Annotated in this window: 26 protein-coding genes; 21 read left to right on the forward strand and 5 right to left on the reverse strand. The window is 45.1% G+C overall.

Features of this window, described 5'->3' with window-relative positions:
- The first annotated feature begins 17 nt into the window (after positions 1–17).
- A complete protein-coding gene (locus CVD23_RS11400) occupies positions 18–1,343 on the forward strand; it encodes a dihydrolipoamide acetyltransferase family protein (RefSeq protein ID WP_101666085.1) in 1,326 nt (441 codons plus the stop codon).
- 60 nt (positions 1,344–1,403) lie between these two features.
- Here the strand turns inward: CVD23_RS11400 and CVD23_RS11405 are convergent, their stop codons facing one another.
- On the reverse strand, positions 1,404–1,589 hold the full coding sequence (locus CVD23_RS11405; protein ID WP_101575690.1) for a hypothetical protein: 186 nt from the start codon (positions 1,587–1,589) through the stop codon (positions 1,404–1,406).
- A 223-nt stretch (positions 1,590–1,812) separates the two neighbouring features.
- Here CVD23_RS11405 and CVD23_RS11410 point away from each other — a divergent pair, with 223 nt between their 5' ends.
- The 9 genes from CVD23_RS11410 to CVD23_RS11450 all read left to right on the forward strand — a co-directional run bounded on the left by CVD23_RS11410 (position 1,813) and on the right by CVD23_RS11450 (position 11,855).
- Positions 1,813–3,687, forward strand: a complete 1,875-nt coding sequence (locus CVD23_RS11410) for a methylmalonyl-CoA mutase subunit beta (protein WP_257988344.1) — start codon at positions 1,813–1,815, stop codon at positions 3,685–3,687.
- A complete protein-coding gene (gene scpA / locus CVD23_RS11415) occupies positions 3,677–5,872 on the forward strand; it encodes a methylmalonyl-CoA mutase (protein ID WP_101666087.1) in 2,196 nt (731 codons plus the stop codon). The genes CVD23_RS11410 and scpA overlap by 11 nt, the downstream gene beginning before the upstream one ends.
- The gene (gene meaB / locus CVD23_RS11420) at positions 5,873–6,997 is read left to right on the forward strand and encodes a methylmalonyl Co-A mutase-associated GTPase MeaB (RefSeq protein ID WP_101666088.1); all 1,125 of its coding nucleotides are present in this window, start codon (positions 5,873–5,875) and stop codon (positions 6,995–6,997) included.
- A gap of 260 nt (positions 6,998–7,257) precedes the next feature.
- Positions 7,258–7,695 carry a BrxA/BrxB family bacilliredoxin gene (locus CVD23_RS11425; protein WP_101575694.1) on the forward strand — a complete coding sequence of 146 codons (438 nt, stop codon included), beginning with the start codon at positions 7,258–7,260 and terminating at the stop codon, positions 7,693–7,695.
- A gap of 291 nt (positions 7,696–7,986) precedes the next feature.
- Entirely contained in the window at positions 7,987–8,778 is a 792-nt protein-coding gene (locus CVD23_RS11430; RefSeq protein WP_101666089.1) for a transporter substrate-binding domain-containing protein, read from the forward strand.
- 92 nt (positions 8,779–8,870) lie between these two features.
- A complete protein-coding gene (locus CVD23_RS11435; RefSeq protein ID WP_101575696.1) occupies positions 8,871–9,530 on the forward strand; it encodes an amino acid ABC transporter permease in 660 nt (219 codons plus the stop codon).
- Complete coding sequence (locus CVD23_RS11440) at positions 9,523–10,245, forward strand: amino acid ABC transporter ATP-binding protein (RefSeq protein ID WP_101575697.1); 723 nt, start codon at positions 9,523–9,525, stop codon at positions 10,243–10,245. The genes CVD23_RS11435 and CVD23_RS11440 overlap by 8 nt, the downstream gene beginning before the upstream one ends.
- 73 nt (positions 10,246–10,318) lie before the next feature.
- On the forward strand, positions 10,319–11,317 hold the full coding sequence (locus CVD23_RS11445; protein ID WP_101666090.1) for an aromatic acid exporter family protein: 999 nt from the start codon (positions 10,319–10,321) through the stop codon (positions 11,315–11,317).
- Between the two features lie 25 nt (positions 11,318–11,342).
- Positions 11,343–11,855 carry a L,D-transpeptidase gene (locus CVD23_RS11450; RefSeq protein ID WP_101575825.1) on the forward strand — a complete coding sequence of 171 codons (513 nt, stop codon included), beginning with the start codon at positions 11,343–11,345 and terminating at the stop codon, positions 11,853–11,855.
- Between the two features lie 40 nt (positions 11,856–11,895).
- Here the strand turns inward: CVD23_RS11450 and prli42 are convergent, their stop codons facing one another.
- Entirely contained in the window at positions 11,896–11,991 is a 96-nt protein-coding gene (gene prli42 / locus CVD23_RS21970) for a stressosome-associated protein Prli42 (protein ID WP_180954994.1), read from the reverse strand.
- A gap of 227 nt (positions 11,992–12,218) precedes the next feature.
- On the opposite strand from prli42, the gene mce reads away from it, so the two are divergent.
- From mce to CVD23_RS11485, 7 genes are all read left to right on the forward strand, one after another.
- Entirely contained in the window at positions 12,219–12,653 is a 435-nt protein-coding gene (gene mce, locus CVD23_RS11455) for a methylmalonyl-CoA epimerase (RefSeq protein ID WP_101666091.1), read from the forward strand.
- On the forward strand, positions 12,637–14,187 hold the full coding sequence (locus CVD23_RS11460; protein ID WP_101575700.1) for an acyl-CoA carboxylase subunit beta: 1,551 nt from the start codon (positions 12,637–12,639) through the stop codon (positions 14,185–14,187). The genes mce and CVD23_RS11460 overlap by 17 nt, the downstream gene beginning before the upstream one ends.
- Positions 14,188–14,262: 75 nt before the next feature.
- Positions 14,263–15,384, forward strand: a complete 1,122-nt coding sequence (locus CVD23_RS11465) for a M20/M25/M40 family metallo-hydrolase (RefSeq protein WP_101575701.1) — start codon at positions 14,263–14,265, stop codon at positions 15,382–15,384.
- Between the two features lie 132 nt (positions 15,385–15,516).
- Entirely contained in the window at positions 15,517–15,993 is a 477-nt protein-coding gene (locus tag CVD23_RS11470; RefSeq protein WP_101666092.1) for a chemotaxis protein CheW, read from the forward strand.
- Between the two features lie 134 nt (positions 15,994–16,127).
- Positions 16,128–17,414, forward strand: a complete 1,287-nt coding sequence (locus CVD23_RS11475; RefSeq protein WP_101575826.1) for a DNA polymerase IV — start codon at positions 16,128–16,130, stop codon at positions 17,412–17,414.
- Between the two features lie 185 nt (positions 17,415–17,599).
- Positions 17,600–19,009 (forward strand): NADP-dependent phosphogluconate dehydrogenase, encoded by a 1,410-nt coding sequence (gndA, locus tag CVD23_RS11480; RefSeq protein ID WP_101666093.1) that lies wholly within the window; start codon positions 17,600–17,602, stop codon positions 19,007–19,009.
- Positions 19,010–19,287: 278 nt separating this feature from the next.
- A complete protein-coding gene (locus tag CVD23_RS11485) occupies positions 19,288–20,202 on the forward strand; it encodes a DUF1002 domain-containing protein (RefSeq protein ID WP_101666094.1) in 915 nt (304 codons plus the stop codon).
- Positions 20,203–20,261: 59 nt separating this feature from the next.
- Here the strand turns inward: CVD23_RS11485 and zwf are convergent, their stop codons facing one another.
- Entirely contained in the window at positions 20,262–21,761 is a 1,500-nt protein-coding gene (gene zwf / locus CVD23_RS11490; protein WP_101666095.1) for a glucose-6-phosphate dehydrogenase, read from the reverse strand.
- Between the two features lie 419 nt (positions 21,762–22,180).
- On the opposite strand from zwf, the gene rnz reads away from it, so the two are divergent.
- From rnz to CVD23_RS22190, 4 genes are all read left to right on the forward strand, one after another.
- The gene (rnz, locus tag CVD23_RS11495; RefSeq protein WP_101575706.1) at positions 22,181–23,116 is read left to right on the forward strand and encodes a ribonuclease Z; all 936 of its coding nucleotides are present in this window, start codon (positions 22,181–22,183) and stop codon (positions 23,114–23,116) included.
- Entirely contained in the window at positions 23,116–23,658 is a 543-nt protein-coding gene (locus CVD23_RS11500; RefSeq protein ID WP_101666096.1) for a histidine phosphatase family protein, read from the forward strand. The genes rnz and CVD23_RS11500 overlap by 1 nt, the downstream gene beginning before the upstream one ends.
- A 139-nt stretch (positions 23,659–23,797) precedes the next feature.
- Entirely contained in the window at positions 23,798–24,493 is a 696-nt protein-coding gene (locus tag CVD23_RS11505) for a peptidase E (protein WP_101666097.1), read from the forward strand.
- A 100-nt stretch (positions 24,494–24,593) separates the two neighbouring features.
- Positions 24,594–24,683, forward strand: coding sequence for a putative holin-like toxin (locus CVD23_RS22190; protein WP_219619921.1), 90 nt, complete (start codon positions 24,594–24,596; stop codon positions 24,681–24,683).
- 176 nt (positions 24,684–24,859) lie between these two features.
- Here the strand turns inward: CVD23_RS22190 and namA are convergent, their stop codons facing one another.
- A complete protein-coding gene (gene namA, locus CVD23_RS11510; protein ID WP_101666098.1) occupies positions 24,860–25,882 on the reverse strand; it encodes an NADPH dehydrogenase NamA in 1,023 nt (340 codons plus the stop codon).
- Between the two features lie 133 nt (positions 25,883–26,015).
- Positions 26,016–26,861 carry a pyrroline-5-carboxylate reductase gene (gene proC, locus CVD23_RS11515; protein ID WP_101666099.1) on the reverse strand — a complete coding sequence of 282 codons (846 nt, stop codon included), beginning with the start codon at positions 26,859–26,861 and terminating at the stop codon, positions 26,016–26,018.
- Positions 26,862–26,953 lie beyond the last annotated feature (92 nt).

Genomic DNA, 26,953 nt, shown 5'->3' on the forward strand with positions numbered 1-26,953 from the left:
AAAAGGAGGGTTACCCTTTGGCTATTGAACAAATTAAAATGCCCCAGCTAGGAGAAAGTGTCACGGAAGGTACGATCAGCAAATGGCTTGTTTCCGCAGGGGATAAAGTGAATAAGTACGATCCGCTTGCCGAAGTCATGACGGATAAAGTAAATGCGGAAGTGCCATCCTCTTTTACCGGCGTGATCAAGGAGTTGATTGCTGACGAAGGAGATACGCTCTCGGTCGGCGAGATCATTTGTACGTTAGAGGTAGACGGCGGAAACCGAGACGACGATCAGGAAAAGGAAAATTCGCATGCCGCAGGGCAGCAAGCAGAGGCGATCTCCGCTCCAGTAGCTGAAGGCAACAGAGCACGTTATTCACCTGCCGTTCTTAAGCTATCCCAAGAGCATAACATCGACCTTTCACAAGTAAATGGAACAGGTGCAGGCGGAAGGATTACCCGCAAAGATTTAATGAAAATCATTGAATCAGGAAACATTCCAAAAACCGGGGACAAAACCGCTCCTGTTCGGCAATCAAAACAGCAGGAAACCGTGCCTGCCACCTCGTCTGGACGTATGTATGAAACCGCCGTTCCAGCAGCAAATGAACGAGTCGATGCCTCGGAAACAACTATAAATCCGCCTGTTACCACTGGGGATATCGAGATCCCGGTTACAGGAGTGCGCAAAGCGATTGCGGCAAATATGCTGCGCAGCAAGCATGAAGCTCCGCATGCATGGACCATGATTGAAGTAGATGCAACGGATCTTGTCGATTTCCGCAATGCTGTCAAAGATGATTTTAAGAAAAAAGAGGGCTTCAACTTGACCTTCTTTGCTTTCTTTGTCAAAGCTGCAGCCCAGGCCCTGAAAGAATATCCGCAAATTAATTCGATGTGGGCCGGCGACAAGATCATCCAAAAAAAGGATGTTAATATTTCGATTGCTGTAGCCACTGAGGATGCTTTGTTTGTGCCAGTCATCAAACATGCCGATGAAAAAACAATAAAAGGCATCGCCCGTGAAATCTCCGAGCTTGCCGGGAAAGCTCGTTCCGGTAAACTTACATCAGCCGATATGCAAGGCGGTACGTTTACTGTTAACAACACAGGTTCGTTCGGTTCCGTTCAATCAATGGGGATTATCAATTATCCCCAGGCTGCTATCCTGCAGGTTGAATCGATTGTAAAGCGCCCGGTTGTGATGAACAACAGCATGATAGCTGTCCGCGATATCGTAAATCTCTGTATGTCGCTTGACCACCGCGTGCTTGACGGCTTTATTTGCGGCCGCTTCCTGCAGCGCGTCAAGGAAATCATTGAACATACATCAAAGGAAAACACTGCTATATTTTAAAAAAATAAAGCCGCTGCAACTTGCAGCGGTTTTCATATTATATCGAACATAAAAATCGGTTTACATTTCACGGCTGTCTAACCGAACGAGCATTTCGCTGAGCGCCAATGTAATGACCTCTCGTTCTCCGTAATCAATTATTGCATTGGAAGTGTATCCAACAGAATAAGCGCGTTCGGCCAACTTTTCTTTAATTTGTTTGCACATCCATTTGTGATAGTCAGAAAGCTCCATGTGTGTTTGCACAAACGTCACTCCTTTAATGGTACTATCCCCGTTCCATTGCCCTGTCAAACCCATTTAATGGGGGGTGTTGGAAAAATAGTGTCAGTTGAAAGGACTGCTATGATTGCCAGTTTTTCATATGTATACTAAAATAATCATGAACCGTTTATATTTTGAATTTTTAATATAATTCGCCCCACAACCGGGAAGGAGGGGAAAGCTGTCCAACTGGGTCAGCGTAATCATGATTAACGAAATGAAAAATAAGCGTTTTTCTGGCGTCACGATGGAAGATTGGCAACGAAAAGCAGAACAATCACTAAAAGGGAAGACGGTCGATTCCTTGGCAACGAATACATATGAATCGATTATTTTGAAACCGCTTTATTCAGGAGAGAATCGGAACGGAAGCCCATCACAGTATCCCGGTCAGCCCGATTTCCGCAGGGGTATAAACCCGCTCGGAATGGCCGCAAATGGGTGGCATATTGCACAAAAAATCACTTACACAGATCAACAAGATTTAAGAAACAAGCTTGAGGATTCACTGAAAAAAGGCCAGACAGCTGTTTCATTCGACGTAAGTAAACATGTTGACAAAAGCCTTCCCTTCATTTTGGATGGGATCTATGACCGCTATCCTTTCTGTATCAATGCTAAGGACGGACAAAGTCATTTTCTAAATGAACTGCTCAATTTGTCTGGAAGCCGAAATGAGAACGTGACCGGTTATGTTGGCATGGATCCGGTCGCACGGCTCGCTGAAACAGGGAAATTGCCGATAAAACTGGAAAGCGCTTATAAAAACTGGGCTGAACTGATTGAGAAAACCGATCAAATGCTGCCGAATCTGAAAACCGTTTTAATCGATACCATCCCTGTCCATAATAGCGGCGGAAATGCTGTTCAAGAGCTGGCAGTTGCGCTGGCAACCGGCAGCTATCATATTCAGCAGCTCCTCGAAAACGGCATCAATCTTGAGAAAATATTGGAGAAGATCGTGATTAAAATGGCGGTGGGTGCCAACTTTTTTATGGAGGTTGCCAAGCTGCGGGCAGCGAGGCTGCTCTGGTTGAAAGTAGCGGAAGCGTTTGGGGCAGGGCCTGAATCCGGAAGAGCGATTATCGCGGCGGAAACGTCGACGTTTACAAAAACCGTATATGATCCGTATGTGAATATACTGAGGAGCGGAAATGAGGCGTTTGCAGCAGTGTTGGGCGGTGTCCAGTACCTTCACGTCAATCCATATAATGACCCTGAAGACAGCCCGAATTCGCTTGCGGAACGGATTGCCCGCAACACACAGCTTCTGCTGAAGGAAGAATCTTATTTGAATAAAGTCGCCGATCCTGCCGGTGGATCATGGTATATCGAACACTTGACAGATGAGCTGGCACAAAAAGCGTGGGAAATGTTTTTAGAAATTGACGAGAAAAACGGGATTGCCGCTGTGCTCCGCTCTGGCTGGCTCCAGGAAAAAGTTGCTGACGTGAACAGGAAGAGGCAGGAAGATATCTTTATGCGAAAGCAGAGCATCATCGGCACTAATGTTTATGCCAATTTGCAGGACGTTCCTCTTCGTCCCAAGGCTGGATTCTCAATTCATGATGACGGCCGGGCAGCCGAAATGATTACCCCGTTAAAGAAGTCGCGTTTAGCGGAGCCATATGAAGCGTTACGAAAGAGAGCAGGAAAAATAGAAGCAGCACAAGGAGCAAAGGCGTTGGTCGGCTTGATCTGCCTTGGAGCGCTGAAGGAATATAAGGGAAGAGCCGACTTTGTCGCGGGATTTTTAGCACCGGCAGGGGTCCATTCGCACAGAAGCACACCAATAGATTCTATTGATGATGTCTATCCATTCATAGAAGAAACGGCTTTCAGCCATTATTGCCTGTGCGGCAGTAATGAAAGATATAGTTCTGAAGGAATCGAGACAGCACGGCTCCTGAAAGGCAGGTATCCGAAATTAAAGCTTTATTTAGCGGGGTTGCCGGAAGGGACAGAAAGAGAAGAATGGCGAAGAGCCGGAATCGATGAATTTATTCATATGCGAAGCAACTGCTATGCGATGCTTTCTGCGATGCTGACAGAAATAGAGGCCAATGACAATGAAGGATAAGCCTGATTTCAAAAGTGTAAAGCTTTTTGGCGATCAGCCTGCCCTTGATTCTGATGCCTGGAAAAAAGCAGCCGAGGCGGAGATTCGCGGCTCCATAGATGATCTTTTGTTTGAGACGAACGAGCAGATAAAACTTAAGCCGCTCTATACTTCTGATGATTTAAAAAACATTGAGCATCTAAATGACAAACCGGGAATCCCGCCGTACACAAGAGGGCCGTATCCAACGATGTATGTCAACAGGCCGTGGACTGTGCGCCAGTATGCCGGGTTTTCAACTGCCGAGGAAAGCAATGCTTTTTATCGCCGGAATTTGGAAATGGGCCAAAAGGGGCTGTCTGTTGCTTTTGATCTCGCAACCCACCGCGGCTATGATTCCGACCATGCCCGCGTCGTTGGAGACGTTGGAAAAGCGGGTGTTGCGATCGATTCAATACTTGATATGAAGACGCTCTTTGATGGAATACCGCTTGATCAGATGTCGGTGTCGATGACGATGAACGGAGCCGTCCTGCCGATTCTGGCATTCTTTATCGTCACGGCAGAGGAGCAGGGAGTGAGTCAGGAGAAGCTATCAGGTACAATACAAAACGATATTCTCAAAGAATACATGGTTCGTAACACGTATATTTACCCGCCGGAAATGTCGATGAAAATCATTGCCGATATTTTTGAATACACCGCGAATTACATGCCGAAATTTAACAGCATCAGTATCTCGGGATATCATATGCAGGAAGCAGGTGCACCTGCCGATATTGAACTTGCGTACACACTGGCAGACGGTCTCGAGTATGTAAGAACAGGAATGAAGGCCGGAATCGATATTGATTCATTTGCACCAAGGCTGTCATTTTTCTGGGCGGTTGGGATGAATTACTTTATGGAAGTCGCTAAAATGCGGGCCGCCCGCTTCATTTGGGCAAAAATGATGAAAAGCTTTGAACCGGGAAATTCTAAATCAATGGCACTTCGCACCCATTCGCAAACATCGGGGTGGAGCCTGACCGAGCAGGATCCTTTTAATAATGTAACGCGGACTTTGATCGAAGCGCATGCGGCGGCAATGGGCCATACGCAGTCATTACATACGAACGCCCTTGATGAGGCCATTGCCCTGCCGACTGACTTTTCAGCGAGAATCGCCCGCAACACCCAGTTATATTTGCAAGAGGAAACAGGAATTACGAAAGTGATTGATCCATGGGCGGGCTCGTACTACGTAGAAGCTTTGACAAATGAGCTGATCGAGCGGGCATGGGCTCACATCGAGGAGATTGAGAATCTCGGGGGAATGGCGAAAGCGATTGAAACTGGTCTTCCGAAAATGAAAATTGAAGAAGCAGCGGCCCGTCGCCAGGCCCAAATCGATTCAGGCAAAGAGACGATTATCGGCGTAAACCGTTACCGTCCTGAGCAAGAAGAACCGATTGACATATTGGATATAGACAACACGGCCGTCCGCTTAAGGCAGATCGAAAAATTGAAGCAGCTCAAAGAATTAAGGGATGAACATGAAGTAAAGGAAGCTTTAACAGCGCTCACGAAAGCAGCAGAAACGGGAGACGCGAACTTGCTTGAAATGGCCGTCAGGGCGGCAAGGGTGAGAGCTACCCTTGGCGAAATCTCGGATGCAATTGAAGCTGTTGCAAATCGCCATAAGGCTGTAATCCGGTCAATCAGCGGTGTATACAGCAGCCATTTCTCCAACGAAGAAGAAATTGCCGAAGTGAAAAAAATGACCGATGAATTTCTTGAAAACGAGGGCAGAAGGCCGCGGATTTTGATTGCAAAGATGGGCCAGGATGGCCATGACCGGGGGGCGAAAGTCATTTCGACTGCGTTTGCCGATCTCGGCTTTGACGTTGATATCGGCCCGTTATTCCAGACGCCGGCAGAAACGGCCCTTCAGGCTGTCGAAAATGATGTCCATGTGATCGGGATGAGCTCATTGGCAGCCGGCCATAAAACGCTGCTTCCGCAGCTTTTGGAAGAACTCCTGAAACTTGACAGGGAAGATATTCTGGTCGTCATTGGAGGAGTCATACCTGCCCAGGACTACCAGTATCTATATGATCACGGTGCCGCAGCCATTTTTGGCCCGGGAACAGTGATTCCTGTCGCTGCCCAAAAAGTAATCAGATCGATTTATGAACGACTCGGGTATGAGGAAGTGGCACCGTAAATGAAGGATGAACAAAAACCCGTATGGAACGACCCGAACCGGCCCGATGATTTTGCGGGGGTGATCAGCAAAGGTGTTGAAGCAGGAACACCAGGAGTCTCCATAAAAAAAAGCGGCCGTTTTCAAAAAAAAATTCCAGTTAATCTTGATGTTGCAAAGCTTGCTAAAGGCGTCCAGGAAGGTGATCGGAGCTATCTTGCAAGATCGATTACACTGATTGAAAGCAATGCTGAGCACCATTTTGCCAAAGCACAGCAGCTCCTGCAACGATTGTTGCCCTATGCCGGAAATTCGATCAGGATTGGTATTACCGGTGTGCCCGGTGCGGGGAAAAGCACTTTTATTGAAGCGTTTGGCAGTTATTTGTGCGATCAAGGGCTACATGTTGCCGTCCTTGCTGTCGACCCGAGCTCAAAGATAAGCGGAGGGAGTATTCTCGGTGATAAGACGAGAATGGAGCTGCTTTCCAGGAACCCGCGCGCGTTTATCCGCCCGTCACCATCAGGCGGAAAGCTCGGCGGTGTCCACAGAAAAACAAGAGAAACGATGCTGCTATGTGAAGCGGCCGGTTTTGATGTGATTTTAGTAGAAACGGTCGGTGTCGGACAAAGTGAAGTGATCGTCAGGGACATGGTCGATTTCTTTATGTTGCTTGTGTTGACTGGAGCAGGCGATGAATTGCAGGGAATGAAAAAGGGAATTATGGAGCTGGCAGATGCGGTGGTTGTCAATAAAGCGGATGGTGCAAATAAACCAATCGCTGAAAAAACAAGACAAGAGTACAACCGCATTTTGCACTTTCTGCAGCCTGCCACAAAAGGATGGGCAACAGAGGCGCATACATGCTCAGCTCTTCATCAGCAAGGCATCAAGGAAATGTGGCAAATGATTGTGGCATTCAAAGAAAAAACAGAACAGAGCGGCTCTTTTGCAGAAAGACGGAGAAGCCAAACGAGAGAATGGATGTACGCCATGATCGTTGACCAGCTGCAAGCCGTTTTTTTTCATCATCCTGAAATTAAAGCCGAGTTGCCCAAGCTCGAAAACGAAGTGGTCTCCGGCCAGACAACGGTTACGTCGGCGGTGGACAGCTTATTTAAACTATTTTATCGGCACGGCCAATAGTAAAAAAAAAAAGCGGATAGCGCCATTATGGCACTATCCATCATCTAGGGAGTTTAGGGGTATGGATCTAGCTGTATTATTTGTATTCCCGGTACGATAGGAGTTAAACTTATTTATGAATCTTTTTTGGCTTAATTGAAAACTTGGTCGCGATCTTGTTATCATTGAAAAAGGAATCACTCCAGGGCAGAGTTTAAGCAAATGATTACAATCCAAATTCTTTCTCTGCTAAAATTATTTCTAGAAAGGGAGCGATAATAATGAACATCGATTTCAATTTATTTATGAATGACGTTGTCCGCCAGGCCCGCCAGGAAATCGTAACGGCTGGATATGCAGAATTAACAACACCTGAAGAGGTAGAGCAGACGCTTACAAAGGAAGGCACTACATTAGTAATGGTAAATTCCGTGTGCGGCTGTGCCGGGGGAATTGCCCGTCCTGCTGCTGCTCATGCACTCCATTATGATAAGCGCCCCGATCAGCTTGTCACCGTTTTTGCAGGCCAGGACAAGGAAGCGACTGAAAAAGCAAGAGGCTATTTTACAGGATTCCCGCCATCCTCTCCGTCCTTTGCCTTATTAAAAGATGGAAAACTCGTAACGATGATCGAACGGCATGAAATAGAAGGACATGAACCAATGGCTGTTGTATCAAAACTGCAGCAAGCCTTCGAACAACATTGCGATGAAGTATGATAAATGAGCCCCGGAGCACCGGGGCTTTATTTCTTTCAAAAATCCCCGCAATTTAGGATTGCCTACTTAGCCTCTCCTATCTACTATTTTTGCAGCATAATAATTTCCACGGTTAACCGAAAATTTATATTTAATAATATTCTTGCATAAATATAAAAATGTGTTAAAATTCATCTAGGTGAATATATATAAGTTCATAGATTGTACTTGAAAATTGATAGATATTTACTATAAAATAAAAGTTAATTACGAAAAATATTAATTTTCAGAAAAGTTATAGGAGGAAAATAAATGAAAAAAGCAATCGGATTATTTTTAATGAGCATATTATTAATCGGTCTGCTGGCCGCATGTGGCTCAACTGAAAAAAATTCAAGCGGCGGGCAAAACGGTAACGATAAAAAAGTGTTAACAATGGGAACATCGGCTGATTATCCGCCGTTCGAATATGTTGATACAGCAAAGGGCGACGATTATATCGGTTTTGATATTGATCTTGCCAATGCCATCGGCAAAGAACTTGGCTATGAAATCGAAGTAAAGGACATGGATTTTGCCGGCTTGATTGAGGCATTGAAGGGTGGACAGGTCGATTTCGTCATGGCCGGGATGACGCCGACAGAAGACCGTAAGAAGAATGTTGACTTTAGCGATATTTATTTCACGGCAGAGCACATGATTGTTTCAAAGAAGGATAGCGGTATTGAAACAATTGAAGATTTACAAGGAAAGACCGTAGGGGTACAGCTTGGTTCGATTCAGGAAGGAAAAGCTGATGAAATTTCTAAACAGGTTGACATCAAGATCGAAAATCGCAATCGCATTCCGGAATTAATCCAGGAAATAAAAGCGGGGCGCTTTGATGCAGCCGTCATTGAAGATGTAGTTGCACAAGGATATTTCAAAAACAATCCGGATCTGACAGGATTTACTTTGAAAGATGATCCTGAAGAAGCAGGTTCCGCGATTGCCTTCCCGAAGGAAAGCGAACATACAGCTGAATTTAACAAAGTTCTAAATGAAATGAAAGAAAATGGCGAGCTTGATAAATTAATAGAAAAATGGTTCCGCAGCAAAGAATAGTTTGCCACAAATAAACAGCGTTCAGAAGGATCAGCCTTCTGAACGTTTTTTCCTTCAAATATTGCATTTTAGCGAGAGGATTGAGTATCTCAATGAATTTAGATTTTGCACAATTTATCCCCTCCTTGCCCTATATATTGAAAGGGATTGGCGTTACCCTTCAAATCGTCATCATGGCAGGGATTTTAGGCTTTGCATTTGGAATTATTTTAGCCTTATTTAAAATTGGTTCAATAAGAATTCTTGGCTGGATTGCCGATGCGTATACATCGGTCTTTCGCGGTACACCGCTTGTTCTCCAATTGATGATTATCTACTTCGGTTCACCGCAGCTGCTCGGCTATCAAATTGACGCTTATGTCGCAGCGGTACTTGCTTTTGGTTTGAATTCAGCAGCGTACATTTCCGAAATCATCCGGGCCGGGATTTTAGCAGTGGACAAGGGCCAGCGCGAAGCGGCGATGGCACTTGGCGTTCCATACAAGCGGATGATGTGGGATATCATTTTGCCCCAGGCATTAAAAAATATTTTACCGGCCTTAATGAACGAATTTATTACTTTAACGAAGGAATCGGCGATTGTGACGACAATTGGGGTATTGGATATTATGAGGCGTTCATACCAGGTTGGTGCTGAAAAATTCTCGTTTTTCGAACCACTGTTAATTGCCGGAATGATTTATTATGTCATGGTCATGACGTTAACAATTATCGGTAAAGCGATGGAAAGGAGGATGAGGCGCAGTGATTAAAATTGAAGATTTGCATAAGTCGTTTGGAAAGCTCGAAGTTTTAAAGGGAATTTCGACAGCGATTCATGATGGGGAAGTTGTTGCGATTATCGGGCCGTCCGGTTCGGGTAAGTCAACCTTTCTGCGCTGCATGAATCGGCTTGAAGATCCAACCTCAGGAAAAATTTGGATCGGCGAGCATGAAATAACCGATGATAAAACAAATATTATGAAAGTGCGTGAAAGTGTCGGGATGGTCTTTCAGCATTTTCATCTTTTTCCTCATAAAACAGCCCTGGAAAACTTAACTTACGCGCCGATGAAGGTAAAAGGATTATCGAAGCAGGAAGCAGAGCAGAAGGGGCTTGAACTGCTCGCTAAAGTCGGATTGTCCGATAAAGCTCATGAATATCCAAACAGATTATCAGGCGGACAAAAACAGCGTGTCGCCATTGCCCGTGCTCTCGCCATGGATCCCGAAGTGATGCTGTTTGATGAGCCGACGTCAGCGCTCGATCCCGAGATGGTAAAGGAAGTATTGGAGGTCATGAAGTCGCTTGCCCACACAGGAATGACAATGGCGATCGTCACCCACGAAATGGGCTTTGCCCGGGAGGTGGCCGACCGCGTTCTATTCCTCGACGGCGGCATACTTGTTGAAGATGCGCCTCCGGCTGAATTTTTCAGTGCGGCTAAAAGCCAGCGTGCCCAGGATTTCTTGCAAAAAATGCTATAAAAGGTTTATCCTTAATAAAAAGATGGTCAGCTTTGATCATCTTTTTTTCATAAGAAATGTAGGAGAAATTTTGATGAAGAAATTCAGAATTGGCTATCGCACACTCAAAACCGCATTAGGAACTGCTCTAGCTATTATTTTGGCACAGTACGTCGGGCTGCATAATTTTGCTTCCGCCGGAATATTAACAATTTTATGCATTCAAGTCACGAAGAAAAAATCGTTAAGGGCGTCATGGGATCGATTTTTAGCATGTTTGGTGGCGATGCTTTTTTCGGTGCTGTTGTTTGAGGGGCTTGGCTACCACCCGCTCGTCATTGGTTTACTGTTGCTTGTTTTTATTCCGACAGCAGTGATGCTCCGGGTAAGCGACGGGATTGTCACAAGCAGCGTGATAATTTTACATATTTATTCATCAGGCAATGTTACGGGCGAGGTACTATTGAATGAATTAGGGCTCATCGTTATCGGAATCGGCATTGCATTAATAATGAATCTTTATATGCCAAGTGTCGAAGGCAGGCTCGAAGACTATCAGCGCCAAATCGAAGCTCATTTTAAAACAATTTTTAAAGAAATTGTCCGTTATTTGCGCACCAATGAAAGTGATTGGGATGGACGTGAAATTACGGAAACGGCGAGATTGATTGATGAAGGAAAATCGCTCGCCTTTCGCGATGTTGAAAACCATTTTTTGCGGGATGAGAACTTTTACTATCATTATTTTAAAATGAGGGAAAAACAATTTGAGATTCTCGAAACGGTTCTTCCGACGGTAACTTCAATTTCGCTGCCTGTGAAACAGGGGAAAATGATTGCTGACTTTATTGAAGAATTATCGGAGAACATCCATCCGGGAAATACGGCAGTCTTTTTTATTGAAAAGCTGCTGCGGATGAGGGTTGAATTTGAGCAGATGGAACTGCCGACGACGAGGGAAGAGTTCGAAGCACGGGCTGCCCTCTGGCATTTTTTTAAAGAAATGGAACGATATTTAATTTTAAAAAGTTCATTCAAAGGAATAAATTCGAAGCGAGAGGTGCATGAAAAGACGGAAGGAGAAGCAAACTAGGGGAAATAAATGGGCAGGTGATGAAATGCTGAGGCTGCTATCTGCATTGCTTGTTTTGCTGTCGATTTCCCCAATCTGGCCGCTTGGCCCCAATCCGCTTCCCGGTGATGCATTCGTCATCGTCAACAAAACAACGAACCAGGTTGCGTTAATCGATGATAACCGGGTCCAGACAGTGATTAGTGCGGCAACCGGGAAAAACGAAGATCTTACTCCTGAAGGCTTTTTTACAGTTACTGTTAAAGCGGTGGCTCCTTATTACCGCAAAAAAGACATACCAGGCGGGCATCCTGACAACCCGCTCGGATCAAGATGGATCGGCTTTGATGCCGCAGATACGGACGGACGCATATATGGAATTCACGGGACAAATGATCCTTCCTCTATTGGAAAATATATTTCACAAGGGTGCATCCGCATGCAAAACGAGGCAGTCGAATCACTGTACGATTATATACCCGTCGGCACACGCATTCTCGTAACTTCGACGGGCAAAAGCTTTGAAGAATTAGGAGCCGAATATGGGGCGCTAGAATAAAAAGGACTGTTCAACTTTTGAACAGTCCTTTTACCGTCTTCTATAAAAACATCGTTAGTCCCATCATGAGTGTCGATGCGAGCATGATAAAAATCATTAAGTAAACTACTATTTTTCTTGCCTTTCGATTTGACATTAAATCTCCTCCTAAACTTAGATCTACCTCTATCTATTATTTTACTAGGAAAAGCGATCATGAACAACCGCTCAGGTCGATGAAGGATTTTTGGAATTTTCGTCGAATAATTTAAAGTATTAAGTATATTCTATTAAATTTATTACTTGCTTGCCAGACTTGCATGTTGCCATGCCAGGACATGCAGGTCTGGCCTGACATATTTGTATACATTAAAGGAGGGGAAAATGATGATTAAAAAGGTTGATCATATCGGCATCGCCGTGAAATCAATTTTGGAAGCGCTGCCTTTCTATACAGAAATTCTCAACCTACCATTAATAGGTATGGAAGAGGTAGCAAGCGAGAAGCTTAAAGTGGCGTTTTTAGATGCAGGAAATATAAAGCTTGAGCTATTGGAGCCAATCGCAGCCGACAGTGCGGTGGCTAAATTTATTGAGAAACGCGGGGAAGGAATCCATCATGTTGCTTTTGGCGTTGAATCGATTCAAGAGCGAATCGAAGAAATCAGGACAAAAGGAATCAAGATGATTCACGATATTCCGAAAACTGGAGCTGGCGGGGCACTTGTTGCTTTTATGCATCCGAAATCAACAGGCAGTGTCCTCTTTGAATTATGTGAAAAGAAAGGACTGAAGGAACAGAATGGCGGACATCTATGAGAAAATAAATGAACTGTATGACCGCCGCCGCGAGGTAGAAATGGGCGGGGGAGACGAACGAATTGAAAAGCAGCATGAGAAAGGGAAGCTGACGGCGAGAGAGAGAATTGAATTGCTCGTCGATCCCGGTACGTTTGTTGAACTGAATCCATTTATTGAACACCGCTCGACAGATTTTGGGCTTGATAAACAAAAAGGCCCCGGAGACGGGGTGGTCACAGGTTACGGTAAGGTAAATGGCCGCCCGATTTATTTGTTTTCCCAGGATTTTACCGTTTTTGGCGGTGCCTTGGGGGAAATGCATGCGAACAAAATTGCCAGCGTGATGGATTTGGCGGCGAAAAATGGAGCGCCTTTTATCGGCTTAAATGATTCCGGCGGAGCAAGAATCCAGGAAGGCGTTGTCTCATTGGATGGCTATGGCCAGATATTTTACCGAAATGCCATTTACTCCGGCGTCATTCCGCAAATATCGGTGATCCTCGGTCCATGTGCCGGCGGGGCGGTTTATTCTCCAGCGATTACCGACTTTGTATTTATGGTTGAGCAAACGAGCCAAATGTTTATTACCGGCCCGAAAGTAATTGAAACCGTTACAGGAGAAAAGATTTCCTCTGAAGATCTTGGCGGCGCTAAAGTACATAATGCGATTAGCGGTAATGCGCATTTTCGGGGTAAGACAGAGCAGGAGGTGATTGAGCAAGTTCGAGAGCTGTTAAGCTATTTGCCGCAAAATAATCAAGAAAAACCGCCTCATAAGGAAGCCGATGAAATAGAAGATTATCGCCCTGATTTAACCGATGTGATTCCTTTTGATGCGGTTAGGCCGTACGATGTCAGACTTGTTGTTGAACAAGTCGTTGATGAGGACTCTTTTTTGGAAGTACATAAGGACTTTGCAAAAAATATCGTCGTCGGGCTTGCACGGATTAAAGGAGAAGTTGTCGGGCTTGTTTGCAACCAGCCAAAAGTGATGGCAGGCGGCCTGGATATCGATAGTTCAGATAAAGCGGCAAGGTTTATCCGTTTTTGTGATTCCTTCAATATACCGATCATCACTTTTGAAGACGTAACCGGCTTTTTCCCTGGGATTAAGCAGGAGCATGGTGGTATCATCCGCCACGGGGCAAAAATTTTATACGCTTATTCAGAAGCAACGGTTCCGAAATTGACGGTTATTTTAAGAAAAGCGTACGGAGGGGCGTATGTTGCGTTAAACAGTAAATCGATCGGTGCTGATCTCGTCTTTGCCTGGCCGAATGCAGAAATTGCTGTCATGGGTCCGCAGGGGGCAGCGAATATCATCTTTGCGCGCGAAATCCAAAACAGTGCTAAACCTGAAGCAACAAGGGCGCAAAAGATCGAAGAATACCGGGAGAAATTTGCCAATCCGTATGTGGCCGCTAGCAGAGGCATGGTCGATGATGTGATCGACCCGCGAGAAACGAGAATTAAATTGGTCCAGGCACTTGAAATGATGCGGAATAAGAAAGAAACCCGCCCTCTTAAAAAGCATGGCAACATCCCGCTTTAAACGTGCTCATTCATTGCTTGATGAATATCGTAAAAGGTATACTAGCATAGTGAGCATATAACAGGGGGGAATAAAATGATCAATCAGGAACGTCTATTAAATGAGTTTCTTGAGTTAGTGCAAATCGATTCGGAAACGAAACATGAAACTGAAATTGCTAAAGTTTTAAAACAGAAATTCAGAGATTTAGGATTAGAAGTTTACGAAGACGATACAACCGCGCAAACCGGTCATGGTGCCGGGAATCTCATTTGTACCCTGGGCGGGACTAAAGATGGTGCAGACACGATTTATTTTACATCCCACATGGACACAGTTGTCCCTGCCAATGGAGTAAAGCCTTCTATTAAAGACGGATATGTAGTGACCGACGGAACAACGATTCTCGGGGCGGATGATAAAGCCGGGCTCGCGGTCATGCTTGAAACGGTCCGCGTCTTGAAGGAAGAAAATCTTCCCCATGGGACGATTCAATTTATTATTACCGTGGGGGAAGAATCCGGCCTCATTGGTGCCAAAGCGCTTGATCCTTCCTTGCTAAAAGCGAAATACGGCTTTGCGCTGGACAGCGATGGCAAGGTTGGAAACGTCGTTGTTGCAGCTCCTACCCAGGCCAAAGTGGCAGCGATTATCCACGGCAAAACGGCCCATGCCGGTGTTGCTCCTGAGAAGGGTGTTTCTGCGATTACGATTGCGGCCAAAGCGGTCTCAAAAATGCCGCTTGGCAGAATTGATGAAGAAACAACTGCCAATATCGGCCGCTTTGAAGGCGGGACACAGACGAATATAGTTTGTGACAGGGTTGACATATTAGCGGAAGCGCGTTCGCTGATCCCGGAAAAAATGGAAGCCCAGGTCCGCAAGATGAAGGCAGCTTTTGAAGCAGCTGCAGAGGAACGAGGCGGAAAAGCTGATGTCGATATTCAGGTTATGTATCCCGGCTTCAAGTACGGTGACGGAGACCATGTTGTTGAAATAGCCAAAAAAGCAGCCGCAAGAATCGGCCGCAGCTGCGAACTCCAAAAAAGCGGGGGCGGCAGCGATGCCAACGTGATCGCCGGTTTCGGCATCCCAACGGTCAATCTCGCTGTCGGTTATGAGGAAATTCATACAACTAACGAGCGGATGCCGATTGAAGAGTTAAACAAACTTGCAGAAATGGTGATTGCCATTATCGCGGAAGTAACTGAAGCTTAACCAATGAGGGAGCCATTGTGGTTCCCTTTTTTTATATAAAAATTCCTATTTACTATAGACAAATGACCTAGGTAATTTGTAATATAAAAGGTAGGTAAATATTGGTGTGTTTATATAATAGGGGGAATGAGCGTGAGTGAAATAAAAAAAGTGGTTGTTTTTCAGGTGGGAAGTGAAGATTATGCGATCCCAATCGAAAATGTTATTTCCATCGAAAAAATGGAGGGGGCAACGCCGATTCCCCACCTTCCGGAATATGTAAACGGGATTGTTAAGGTAAGAGGAGAATTAATACCTGTCATCGACTTTGAAAACATTTTATATAAGCGCAGTTTGGAGATCACTGAGCAAACAAGATTAATCGTCCTGCAAACAGATGATCTGGCGCTTGGCGTACTTGTGAAAGATGCGAAAGAAATTCTCGATATCCCGTCCGATGATCTAAAGCAGATCGGCTTAATCGCCTATCAAAAGACAAATTACTTCACCGGTGTAGCCAATCTGGATCAGCGTCTTATCACGATTATCGATCCATCCATTCTAGTCCAGTCGCTTGAAGGGATCAAAGAGATTCGAGAACATATGCAGGGTCAGGCACAAACAAATTAATTTTCAAACAGGAAACAGCTCTTCGATTGGGCTGTTTTTTTTAATTGGCCTAAAAAGCGCTGGTCAAGAACGTGTGTTTGTGAATGATTTCTGGTAAAATAAAGACAGAATCCGAAAATCAGGGAAGTGCCGGCATGAAAGAGATGTATCCAAAAAAGGGCCGAGTCATTTTGCACGTAGATATGAACAGTTTCTATGCTTCTGTGGAGATGGCATATGATCCATCTTTGAAGGGGAAGCCGCTTGCGATTGCCGGCAATGTTGAAGAACGGCGCGGCATTATTGTAACCTGCAGCTATGAGGCAAGGAAATTCGGCGTTAAAACAACGATGACTTTATGGGAAGCCCGCAAGCTTTGTCCACAGCTGATTGTCAAAAAGCCGAATTTTGAAAGATATCGGGCCGCTTCAATTGGAATGTTCGAGATCCTGCGGCAATTTTCCGACCTCGTCGAGCCGGTTTCAATCGATGAAGGGTATATGGATATCACGGAAAGCCATGAACTTGGCGAACCGCTTCTAATAGCCGAAACGATCCAAAACAGGATTTATGAGCAGCTTGACCTGCCCTGCAGCATCGGGATTGCTCCGAATAAATTTCTTGCCAAAATGGCATCCGATATGAAAAAACCAATGGGGATTACAATCCTAAGAAAGCGCGATGTACCAAAAATTCTCTGGCCACTGCCTGTCGGGGAGATGTATGGGATCGGTAAAAAGACGGCTGAAAAATTAGCTGCAATTGGAATTCACACAATTGGCGATCTCGCGGCCGCAGATCTGATTCCTTTGAAGAAGCACCTCGGGATTAATGGAGCGAGGCTGAAAGAACGCGCGAACGGCGAAGACCGCAGGCCCGTTGACCCTGAATCTGTGTCCGATTTTAAAAGCGTCGGCAATTCGACGACCCTTCCAAAGGATGTCGCCAATCAGCAGGCTCTTCTTCATGTTCTTGAAGGCCTGTCCGAAAAGGTGGCAATCAGGCTGAAGAGAAAGCAGGTTGTCGCGGCAAACATTGCAGTGACAATCCGCTATAAGGACAGAAAAACCATTACGAGAAGCAGAAAGCTCGACAACCCGATCAGCCGCAAAGAGGAAATACATTCTGCGGCCGGACAGCTTTTTTTAAAGCATTGGAACGGTGACCCGGTCAGGCTGTTGGGAGTCACCGGGACAGATCTTCAGGAAAAAGGACAGGCAATCAAACAGCTTGATCTATTTTCGTTTGAAGAAGACGCTAAAAAGGAGCCCCTGCTGCAAACGGTTGAAAAGCTGAGGGAGAAATATGGCAAACATATCATCGAACATGCAGGGTCACTGGCGGACAAGGACGGACAGAATCCGAAAATTGGCACAGATACAAGCTTCAACAAAGATTTTTTGCATACATTTCCGAGTGAGCAAGATAAAAAAAATGAATAAAGCATCAGCCGCTCTGGATGAATTCGCCTGTAAACGTTTAAATTAAGGATAACAGGGTTGTTTAGTTGCATCTCAATTTGAAACTTGCTAAAGTTAAGTGGGTTATTCTATATGATCCATTGCTGCAGAAACTGGCAGTTAATGTGGTTGAATACATTTTTAGGTGTAGAAGGGACGTTTTTTACATGACAAAACAACAAATCGGCGTCATCGGTTTGGCGGTAATGGGAAAAAACCTCGCCATGAATATCGAGAGCAGGGGCTATACAGTCTCTGTTTATAACCGCTCCCGTGAAAAAACGGACGAGATGCTTGAGGAAACACAGGGAAAAAACATTATTGGTACATACTCTATGGAAGAATTCGTTCAATCTCTTGAGATTCCCCGCAAAATTTTACTTATGGTAAAAGCGGGTGGACCAACAGACGCTACGATTGAGCAATTAAAGCCGCTCCTCGACAAAGGCGACATTGTCATCGATGGCGGAAATACATTCTTTGTTGATACACAACGCCGCAATAAGGAGTTGAGCGAGCTCGGCATCCATTTTATCGGAACTGGTGTCTCCGGCGGTGAAGAAGGCGCGCTGAAGGGTCCTTCCATCATGCCAGGCGGCCAGAAGGAAGCCTATGATCTCGTTGCACCTATATTTAAAGACATTTCCGCTAAGGTAAACGGTGAGCCTTGTACGACTTACATTGGTCCCGATGGTGCCGGCCATTACGTGAAAATGGTTCACAACGGAATCGAATATGGCGATATGCAGCTAATTTCCGAATCGTACTTCCTGTTAAAAAATGTGCTTGGCTTAAGCGCAGGGGAACTGCATGAAGTGTTTGCCGACTGGAATAAGGGTGAACTTGACAGCTACTTAATCGAAATTACCGCGGACATCTTCACAAAAGTGGATGAAGAAACAGGAAAACCGCTCGTTGATGTGATTCTTGATACAGCGGGACAAAAGGGAACAGGAAAATGGACGAGCCAAAGCGCGCTCGATTTGGGCGTGCCGCTGCCAATTATTACTGAGTCCGTGTTTGCCCGTTTCATTTCAGCTATGAAGGAAGAACGTGTACAAGCAAGCAAAATTTTGAGCGGACCAGAGGTTCAAGCTTTTAGCGGTGACAGACAAGCGTTTATTGAATCAGTTCGCAAGGCATTGTACATGAGCAAAATCTGTTCTTACGCCCAAGGTTTTGCGCAAATGCGGGCTGCTTCCGAAGAATACGGTTGGGACCTCCAGTACGGTGAAATCGCGATGATTTTCCGAGGCGGATGTATCATTCGTGCCCAGTTCCTGCAAAAAATCAAAGAAGCGTATGACCGTGATCCAGGCCTGAAAAACCTGCTGCTTGATCCTTACTTTAAGGAGATTGTTGAAAGCTACCAAAAGGCATTGCGTGAAATAATCGGGTCGGCCGTCCAAAACGGAATTCCGGTACCGTCATTCGCAGCTGCTCTTTCCTATTATGACAGCTATCGCACTGAGACGCTCCCGGCGAACCTGCTTCAAGCGCAACGCGATTACTTCGGTGCCCATACGTACCAACGAATCGACAAAGAAGGAATTTTTCACACTGAGTGGATGGAATAAAACAAAAACAGTGCACCTATATGGGGAGCACTGTTTTTTTCTACCCGCAGCACCAGACATAATAATTTTATGCGAAACCTGACAGCCAATAACGTATTGACACAAGCCCAATGCCAAGCAGCGGTTTCAATTGCCGGGAGCAGGGTATACGGTTATTGTGAAATGTTGCGAAAGGATAATAGGTCTGAAATGATCATTTTGATTAAAAATGAAACTTTTCCCCGATAAAAACAGTCAATAACAATAGAATTCTTTTAAAAAGAAAAGGAGAACAATCCATGTTGAGACGATCTTTAAAATGGTTTGCGATGTTTGTGGTATTATCATTGATGTTTACTATAAACGGAACCGCCTTTGCAGACAGCGGGAAAGAAGAAGAGAGCATTAACGAAAAATTCGGCCTGCCGATTGTCGTCTACGGCGAAGCCTTATCAGAAGCACAAAAAGATAAAGTCCGTGAGTTACTTGAAGTGACGGATCCGAGCAAAGTGGAGGAAATCACCGTGACCGGAGAGGATCTGGTCCATTATATAAAAGGTGATCCCCATTCAAATATGTATTCCTCAGCTAAAATAACACGAAAAGATGCTGGCGAAGGCCTCGTGATCAATCAGGTGACGCCGGAGAACATTACCGAAGTAACCGATGAAATGTATTCAAATGCTTTGTTAACCGCAGGTGTTGAAGACGCCGTTGTTGATGTTGCTTCACCGGTGAAGGTGAGCGGCCATTCTGCCTTAGTCGGCATTTATAAAGCTTACGATCAGGGAGAGGGTGCTCCACTGGATCAGGAGCGCACGGAGGTTGCCAATGATGAATTAAATCTGGCTACCGATCTGGCAAAAAAGGAAGGGCTTGATCAAGACAAGGTGAGTGAGTTGCTGACGGAGATCAAGAAGGAAATTGCTGAACAAAATCCGGCGACAAAAGAAGAAATCGAGCAAATTGTTGATGACAAGCTTAAGGCGCTTGAAATCAATTTAAGTCCGGAAGACAGGCAGCTTTTGATTGATCTGTTTGAAAGAATGCGCGCTTTGAATATTAATTTTGACAATGTCCGAAACCAGCTTGAGGATTTAACGAGTGACATTCAGAAAAGGATTGATGAAGCTGTTGGTGATGAAGGCTTTCTCCAATCTGTTTCAAATTTCTTTAAAGAATTGATCGACAGCATTAAAGGCTTGTTTTCATAAGAATTTAGAGGAATCGGGATATAAAATACCCCCTGCCAAAAAATCGACAGGGGGTATTTTTAACAATTTTCTACTTCTAAATCTGTAACTGGCCACCAGAAAAATCCATCTTTTGCAAGCAGTTCATCTGCTGCATCGGGACCCATCGACCCAGATTCGTAATTCGGGAAGTTTTGTTCCTTTGTGCTTTCCCATACGTCAGAGATTTTATCAACAAAATTCCAGGATAGGGCAACCTCATCCCAATGCGTAAAATTTGTCGCATCTCCACGCATGCAATCATAAAGAAGTTTTTCGTAGGCTTCAGGTGTGTTGATCCCGTCAATGTCCTTATTGGCGAAATTTAATTTGACCTGGGTCGCCTCGGTGTTCTTCCCTGACTTTTTCGCGTTTAAATGCAGGGTGATACCTTCTTCAGGCTGAATGTGAATAACAAGCAGGTTCGGATGTAATGTTTGTTCCGTTTGATAATATAAATTCATCGGCACATCTTGGAATTGAATGACAATCTTTGTTGATTTTGCTTTCATCCGTTTACCTGTCCGAATATAGATTGGAACACCGGCCCAGCGGAAATTATCGATCAACAGTTTTCCGGCCACGAATGTTTCTGTATTTGAGTTCTCGTCGACCATCTGCTCCTGCCGGTAAGCAGGGACTGGTGTGCTATTTATCTGGCCTGCGCCATACTGGCCGCGGACAAACGCGTTGTTCACCTCTTGCCCTTCTAAAGGACGTAGCGCCCGCAACACCTTGACTTTCTCTGAGCGAATTTCATCTGTCGTTAAGCGGATCGGCGGTTCCATCGCGAGCAAGGCAACCATTTGCAGCATATGGTTTTGCACCATATCGCGCAGTGCGCCGCTCTTTTCGTAATAACGTCCCCGTTCTTCGACACCGAGCGTCTCACTCGAAGTGACTTGAATGTTGGAAATGAAGCGGTTATTCCAAAGCGGTTCGAAAATTGCGTTCGCAAAGCGAATCACTTCAATGTTTTGCACCATTTCCTTGCCGAGATAATGATCGATCCGGTAAACCTCGTCCTCATTAAAAGCGGTCCGAATCCGGCTGTTCAGCTCTTTCGCGGACTCAAGATCGTGCCCAAACGGCTTTTCAATGACAAGCCGTTTAAAGCCGGGAACATCGGTCAACCCATCATGCTTTAAATGCTCGGCAATTGTGCCGAAAAATTCAGGAGCCATTGCCAGATAAAAAATTCGATTTCCTTCCAGCGAATAATGCTGATCCAATTCTCCTGCCATGTTTTTTAATACTTGATAGGAGCTTGAATCGGTCACGTCGTGAGAATGGTAGTAAAAGCGGGACGTGAAGTCGTCAAGATTTTCGCTGCTGTCGCTCGATACCTGCAGCGAGTCAGCAACGCTTTTTTGAAATTCTTCATTCGTAAGAGGACGTCGTGCAACGCCAATGACGGCGAATCGTTCAAGCTTACCTTTTTTATAAAGATTATATAAAGACGGGAATAACTTCCGTTTTGCTAAATCTCCTGTCGCACCAAATAACATGATTAGCGCAGTTGGTTTTTCGTTCTGTTTCACGATTTAAGGACCTCTCTTTACCTGAAAAATTTATGTACATATTCATTTTTGAAACATTGACCTATACAAGTATAAAATTTTATCGGTTTCTATACCATTTAGCAAATTATTAGCGCTATAGTTATTCTATTCCAATAATGTGATGCTATCCACACGAAACGCTGTATATGTTAAAGATTATTAACGTTAGCTTTAGAGTATTATGAACGGCGTTATTTTTTCAACGAATCTGCTTATGAAAGTGTTTATGTTGCCCTAACTTAATTGACTTATAAACGGAAACTATTAAGAATGTTGATGTAGCAGAAAGCATAGCGTATAGTAAATTTATGGATAGCAGGAGCGAAAGTACTATTAAATGATTGGCGTTGGTAACCACGGGGCTGCAGGATGCAGCTTGTATAGAAAGGAGTGATCTGATGGATGTATTTTTTCTGGGCACAGGCGCGGGTGTTCCGGCCAGGATGCGCAATGTTACGGCAATAGCTTTGAAGCTATTGGAAGAGCGGGGAGCGATCTGGCTGTTTGATTGTGGTGAAGCAACCCAGCATCAAATTCTACATACTTCCATTAAACCGCGGCGAATTGAAAAAATTTTTATTACCCACCTTCACGGTGACCACATATACGGGCTTCCCGGATTACTGTCCAGCAGGTCTTTCCAGGCTGGTGAATCGGAAGTGACTCTGTACGGGCCGAAAGGGTTGAAAGATTATATCGTGATGAGCTTGTCAATCAGCCATTCGCATTTGAGATACCCGCTAAAGATCGTCGAAATCGACGAGGGGATTGTATTTGAGGACGACCAGTTTACTGTTGAAGCGAGGCTGCTTGACCATGGGATTCCTTCCTTCGGGTACCGCGTTGTTGAAAAGGACCGGCCCGGCACACTGCTCGCCGAAAAGCTTGATGAAGCTGGATTAAAACCTGGTCCTCTTTATAAAAAAATAAAAAACGGTGAAGATGTTGTGCTTGAAGATGGAACGGTGATTCATGCGGCCGAGTTTTTGGATCCGCCAAAGAAAGGCCGGATCGTGACGATCCTTGGTGATACAAGAGTATGCAATAACGCTGTTGAGCTTGCCAGAGAAGCTGACCTGCTTGTGCATGAAGCAACTTTATCAAAGGACGAAGAGAAGATGGCCTTTGATTACTTCCATTCGACAACCCATCAGGCTGCACAGGTTGCTTTAAAGGCAAATGCCAGCAAGCTGATCATCACCCATATTAGCTCAAGATATGACCGTCCTGCATGGAAAGAGCTCGAAAAGGAAGCGCAGGAACTGTTTAAAGATACCGAGATTGCTGTGGATTTTATGGAAATTTCAATTCCGATGACGCGAGGGCATTTTTGATGAAGACGATCTATATTGTTCGGCATGCGCAGGCTGCGGGACAGCGGTTCGATTCCCCCCTGACCGAAATCGGAGTCAGACAGGCTGCTGCACTGGCTCGCTTGTTTGCAGATAAGCAGATTGATCTAATCTATTCAAGCCCATTTACCAGGGCAATATCGACTATTAGGCCACTGGCCGATTTAAAAGGACTGCAAATTGTCGAGGACTGCCGCCTTGGTGAACGAGTATTAAGCTCACAATATTATCCGGATTGGTTCGACAAGGTGAAGCAAAGCTTCGCTGATTTTGAACTTGTTTTTGAAGGCGGAGAATCGCAGGCATCAGGAATCAAGCGGGCTGCTTCGATTTTGGGAGAAGCGATCGGTTCAGAGGCGAAAAATATCGTTTTAGTCAGTCACGGCAATTTATCGACATTATTGCTGCGGTACTTTGACCAAAATTATGGGTATGAGCACTGGCTGGGAATGACCAATCCGGATGTCTTTGAAGTGTGTATTTCAGGTGGAAATAATGTGGTTACTCGGATATGGGAAACATAATTTAAGTATAATTGCTTGGAGAATAATATTATGTGAAGTGTTACTTCACTAATGAGGCTGATTAAGAAGGAAATTGGAAGGCTGCCTGCAATAACATAGGATTTTTATGCTGAAAATGATAATCGAATGGGGGATTTCTATGAAACAGATTATTGCAATGGGCGGCGGCGGTTTTTCAATGGAACCGGAAAATCTTCTGCTCGATGAATATGTATTAAAGCAGTCGGGGAAGCAAACACCTTCTGTCTGTTTCGTGCCAACGGCCAGTGGAGATGCTGATAACTACATATCACGATTTTATCAGGCTTTTGAAACTTTGGATTGCCGTCCTTCACATCTATCGTTATTTTCTCCACCAACCAGGGATTTGGAGAATTATATTCTTGAAAAAGACATCATCTATGTCGGCGGCGGCAACACAAAGAATTTGCTTGTTCTATGGAAAGAATGGGGGTTGGATCATTATTTGCGCACAGCCTGGGAACAAGGGATTATTCTTGCCGGCGTTAGTGCAGGCGCCATTTGCTGGTTCGAGCAGGGTGTGACCGATTCTTACGGAGACGGGCTATCTGAACTTCATTGTTTGGGGTTTTTAAAAGGCAGCTGTTGTCCCCATTATGACGGCGAAGAACAGAGACGGCCGGGATTCCATCGGGTATTGCGTGACGGCGTCATCTCGAACGGAATTGCTGCCGATGATGGAGTGGCTTTTCATTTTGTAGGAGAGGAACTGAAACAGGTTGTCAGTTCAAGACCGAATGCAAAAGGGTATAATGTGAAAAAATTGAACAGCAAAATCATTGAGACAGAGATAGATACGATGTATCTTGGATAAATCATAAAGAAGATTCAAAATCGAACATGCAATCATAAAAGAGCAATCGAATAGGTTTCTCAAGGGTGGTCGGCACTTATCCCCATACAGAAAGGGGGTGGTGCTGGTGACGGTATTCGAAGCGTTGATGTTTACATTAACTTTTGCAGGCTTGATCGTCGCGATCCTGTCACACGACCAAAAAAAATAATCCACCCTTGAGTCGCTAGCTCGGGTGGATTACTCCGCTTAACAGCCGACCCCTTTAAGGGGAACCGTCTATTGCAAGACCGTTTGGTGTTACCAGCACCATCGGTCTTTTTTAATATATGTTGTTTTCTAATTTTATTATACCCAACAGCTGATTAAAAGCAAACTGATTGATAACTATAACGACCAGCCGCGTTCATATTGCTTCGGTGCTTCGATGTCAACACCAAGCTCTCTTGCTGCCGTTCTCGGCCAATAAGGATCGCGGAGCAGCGCGCGGGCCAGGATGATCAGATCAGCCTGGTTGTTCTGCAAAATTTCTTCTGCCTGAATTCCGGTCGTGATCAGGCCTACGGCACCGGTTGGAATATCCGCTTCATGTTTAATTTTGTCCGCAAATGGTACTTGATACCCCGGGAATGCGTTGATTTTGGCGGGCACTAGTGCACCGGAGCTGACGTCAATAAGATCAATTCCCTGTTCTTTCATCCATGTGCTAAAAGTTACATAATCCTCAACATTTAACCCTTCTGGATGATAGTCACTGGCCGAAACGCGCACAAACAACGGGCCATCCCAGACAGTTTTTACTGCATCAATGACCTCGCGCAGGAAGCGGTAACGGTTTTCAGCGCTTCCGCCATATTCATCAGTGCGCTGATTGGAAAGCGGCGACAAAAATTCATTGATTAAGTAGCCGTGGGCACCATGAATTTCAATGACATCAAAGCCCGCTGTTTTAGCCCGTTCAGCTCCCAACCTGAATGCTTCAATAGTCTTGGCGATTTCATCCTTCGTCATTTCTTTTGGCGTTTTTGACTTCTCATTAAACGGGAGTGCTGAAGGGGCAATAATTTCACCATCAACCGTTGCCTTCCGTCCGGCATGGGCAATCTGGATCCCTGCCTTTGCGCCATGTTCCTTGATAAGGCCGGTTAATTCTGTCAGCCCTGCAATATGGTCGTCATTCCATATCCCGAGATCCTGCGGGGTAATCCTTCCTTGCGCCGTCACAGCGGTCGCTTCTAAAATAATCAAACCCACTTGTCCAACGGCCCGGCTCGTATAATGGGTGCGATGCCAATTCGTGACCAGGCCATCTTCATCAAAACACGAATACATGCACATTGGTGACATCACAATACGATTTTTAAAGGTAACATCTTTAACTGTATACGGAGAAAATAATTTTCTTTCCATATGTAAAGCCCTCCCTTATTTCGTTTATGTAAATATCTACATTATACCAGTCCGTTTTTCAAAAATGAAAAAAACCGGCTCAGGCGTTTTGCCACAAAACGCTAAACCGGTATTTCGTGAAGGCTTGATACATTTACACGTGTTGCTTCACAGAATTGATCTCGCTGCTAAGCATGCTGCCAAGTTTTTTCGATTGCGCGGTTGCCTCTTTAATGCATGAGATAAAAGCATCCTGAACCCCGTGTGCTTCCAATACTTTTATGCCGGCCTCGGTTGTTCCGCCCGGGCTCGTGACATCCTGTCTGAGCTGCTTTGGCGCTTTGTTGGTGCTATCCAGCATTCCTGCTGCCCCGAGCAAGGTCTGGATAATCAGCTCTTTCGCCAAGCCTTTCTCAAGGCCGATTTCAGCTGCGCTTTTTTCCATTGCTTCAACGAGGTAATAAATATAGGCAGGACCACTGCCGGAAAGGCCGGTCACGGCATCAAGCTGGTTTTCGGCAACAGCCGCGGTTAAGCCGATTGTATTGAAGATCGTTTCGGCCATTTTCTTCTGCTTCAAGGAAACCCGGTTATTGACAGCGAGAGCGGTTGCTGATTTTCCGATCGCAGCAGACGTATTCGGCATCGCCCGGACAACGGCCAGCTCTTTTCCTGCCAGCTTTTCAATGCTTTCTATCGAAACTCCGGCAAGCACGGAAATGATCAGCGTTTTTTCTGTTAAAAATGGCCTGATCGCTGAAATGGCGTTGGCCGCATCCTTTGGTTTCACCGCTAAAATTACGGCATCGGCATCGGCAAACAATTCCGCCCCGCTCCCGGATATGCTGACGCCGTATCGCTGTTGCAGCTGCTCGAGCTTTTTTTGATCGCTTCTGTTTGTGACCCGAATTTTTTCCTTTTCCAGCAACCCTTTTTCAACAATGCCGGAAATCATCGCCTCAGCCATCGAGCCTGCTCCAATGAATACAAGCTTTTTCATTTTCGGCGTCCTCCTTTTTACTAAAATAAATACAAAAAAGACCCTTCATCCAAAAAGGACGAAAGGTCTAGCTTCCGTGGTACCACCTTCAT

The sequence above is a fragment of the Bacillus sp. V33-4 genome, from assembly GCF_002860225.1.
GTDB classification, from domain to species: domain Bacteria; phylum Bacillota; class Bacilli; order Bacillales; family Cytobacillaceae; genus Bacillus_BJ; species Bacillus_BJ canaveralius.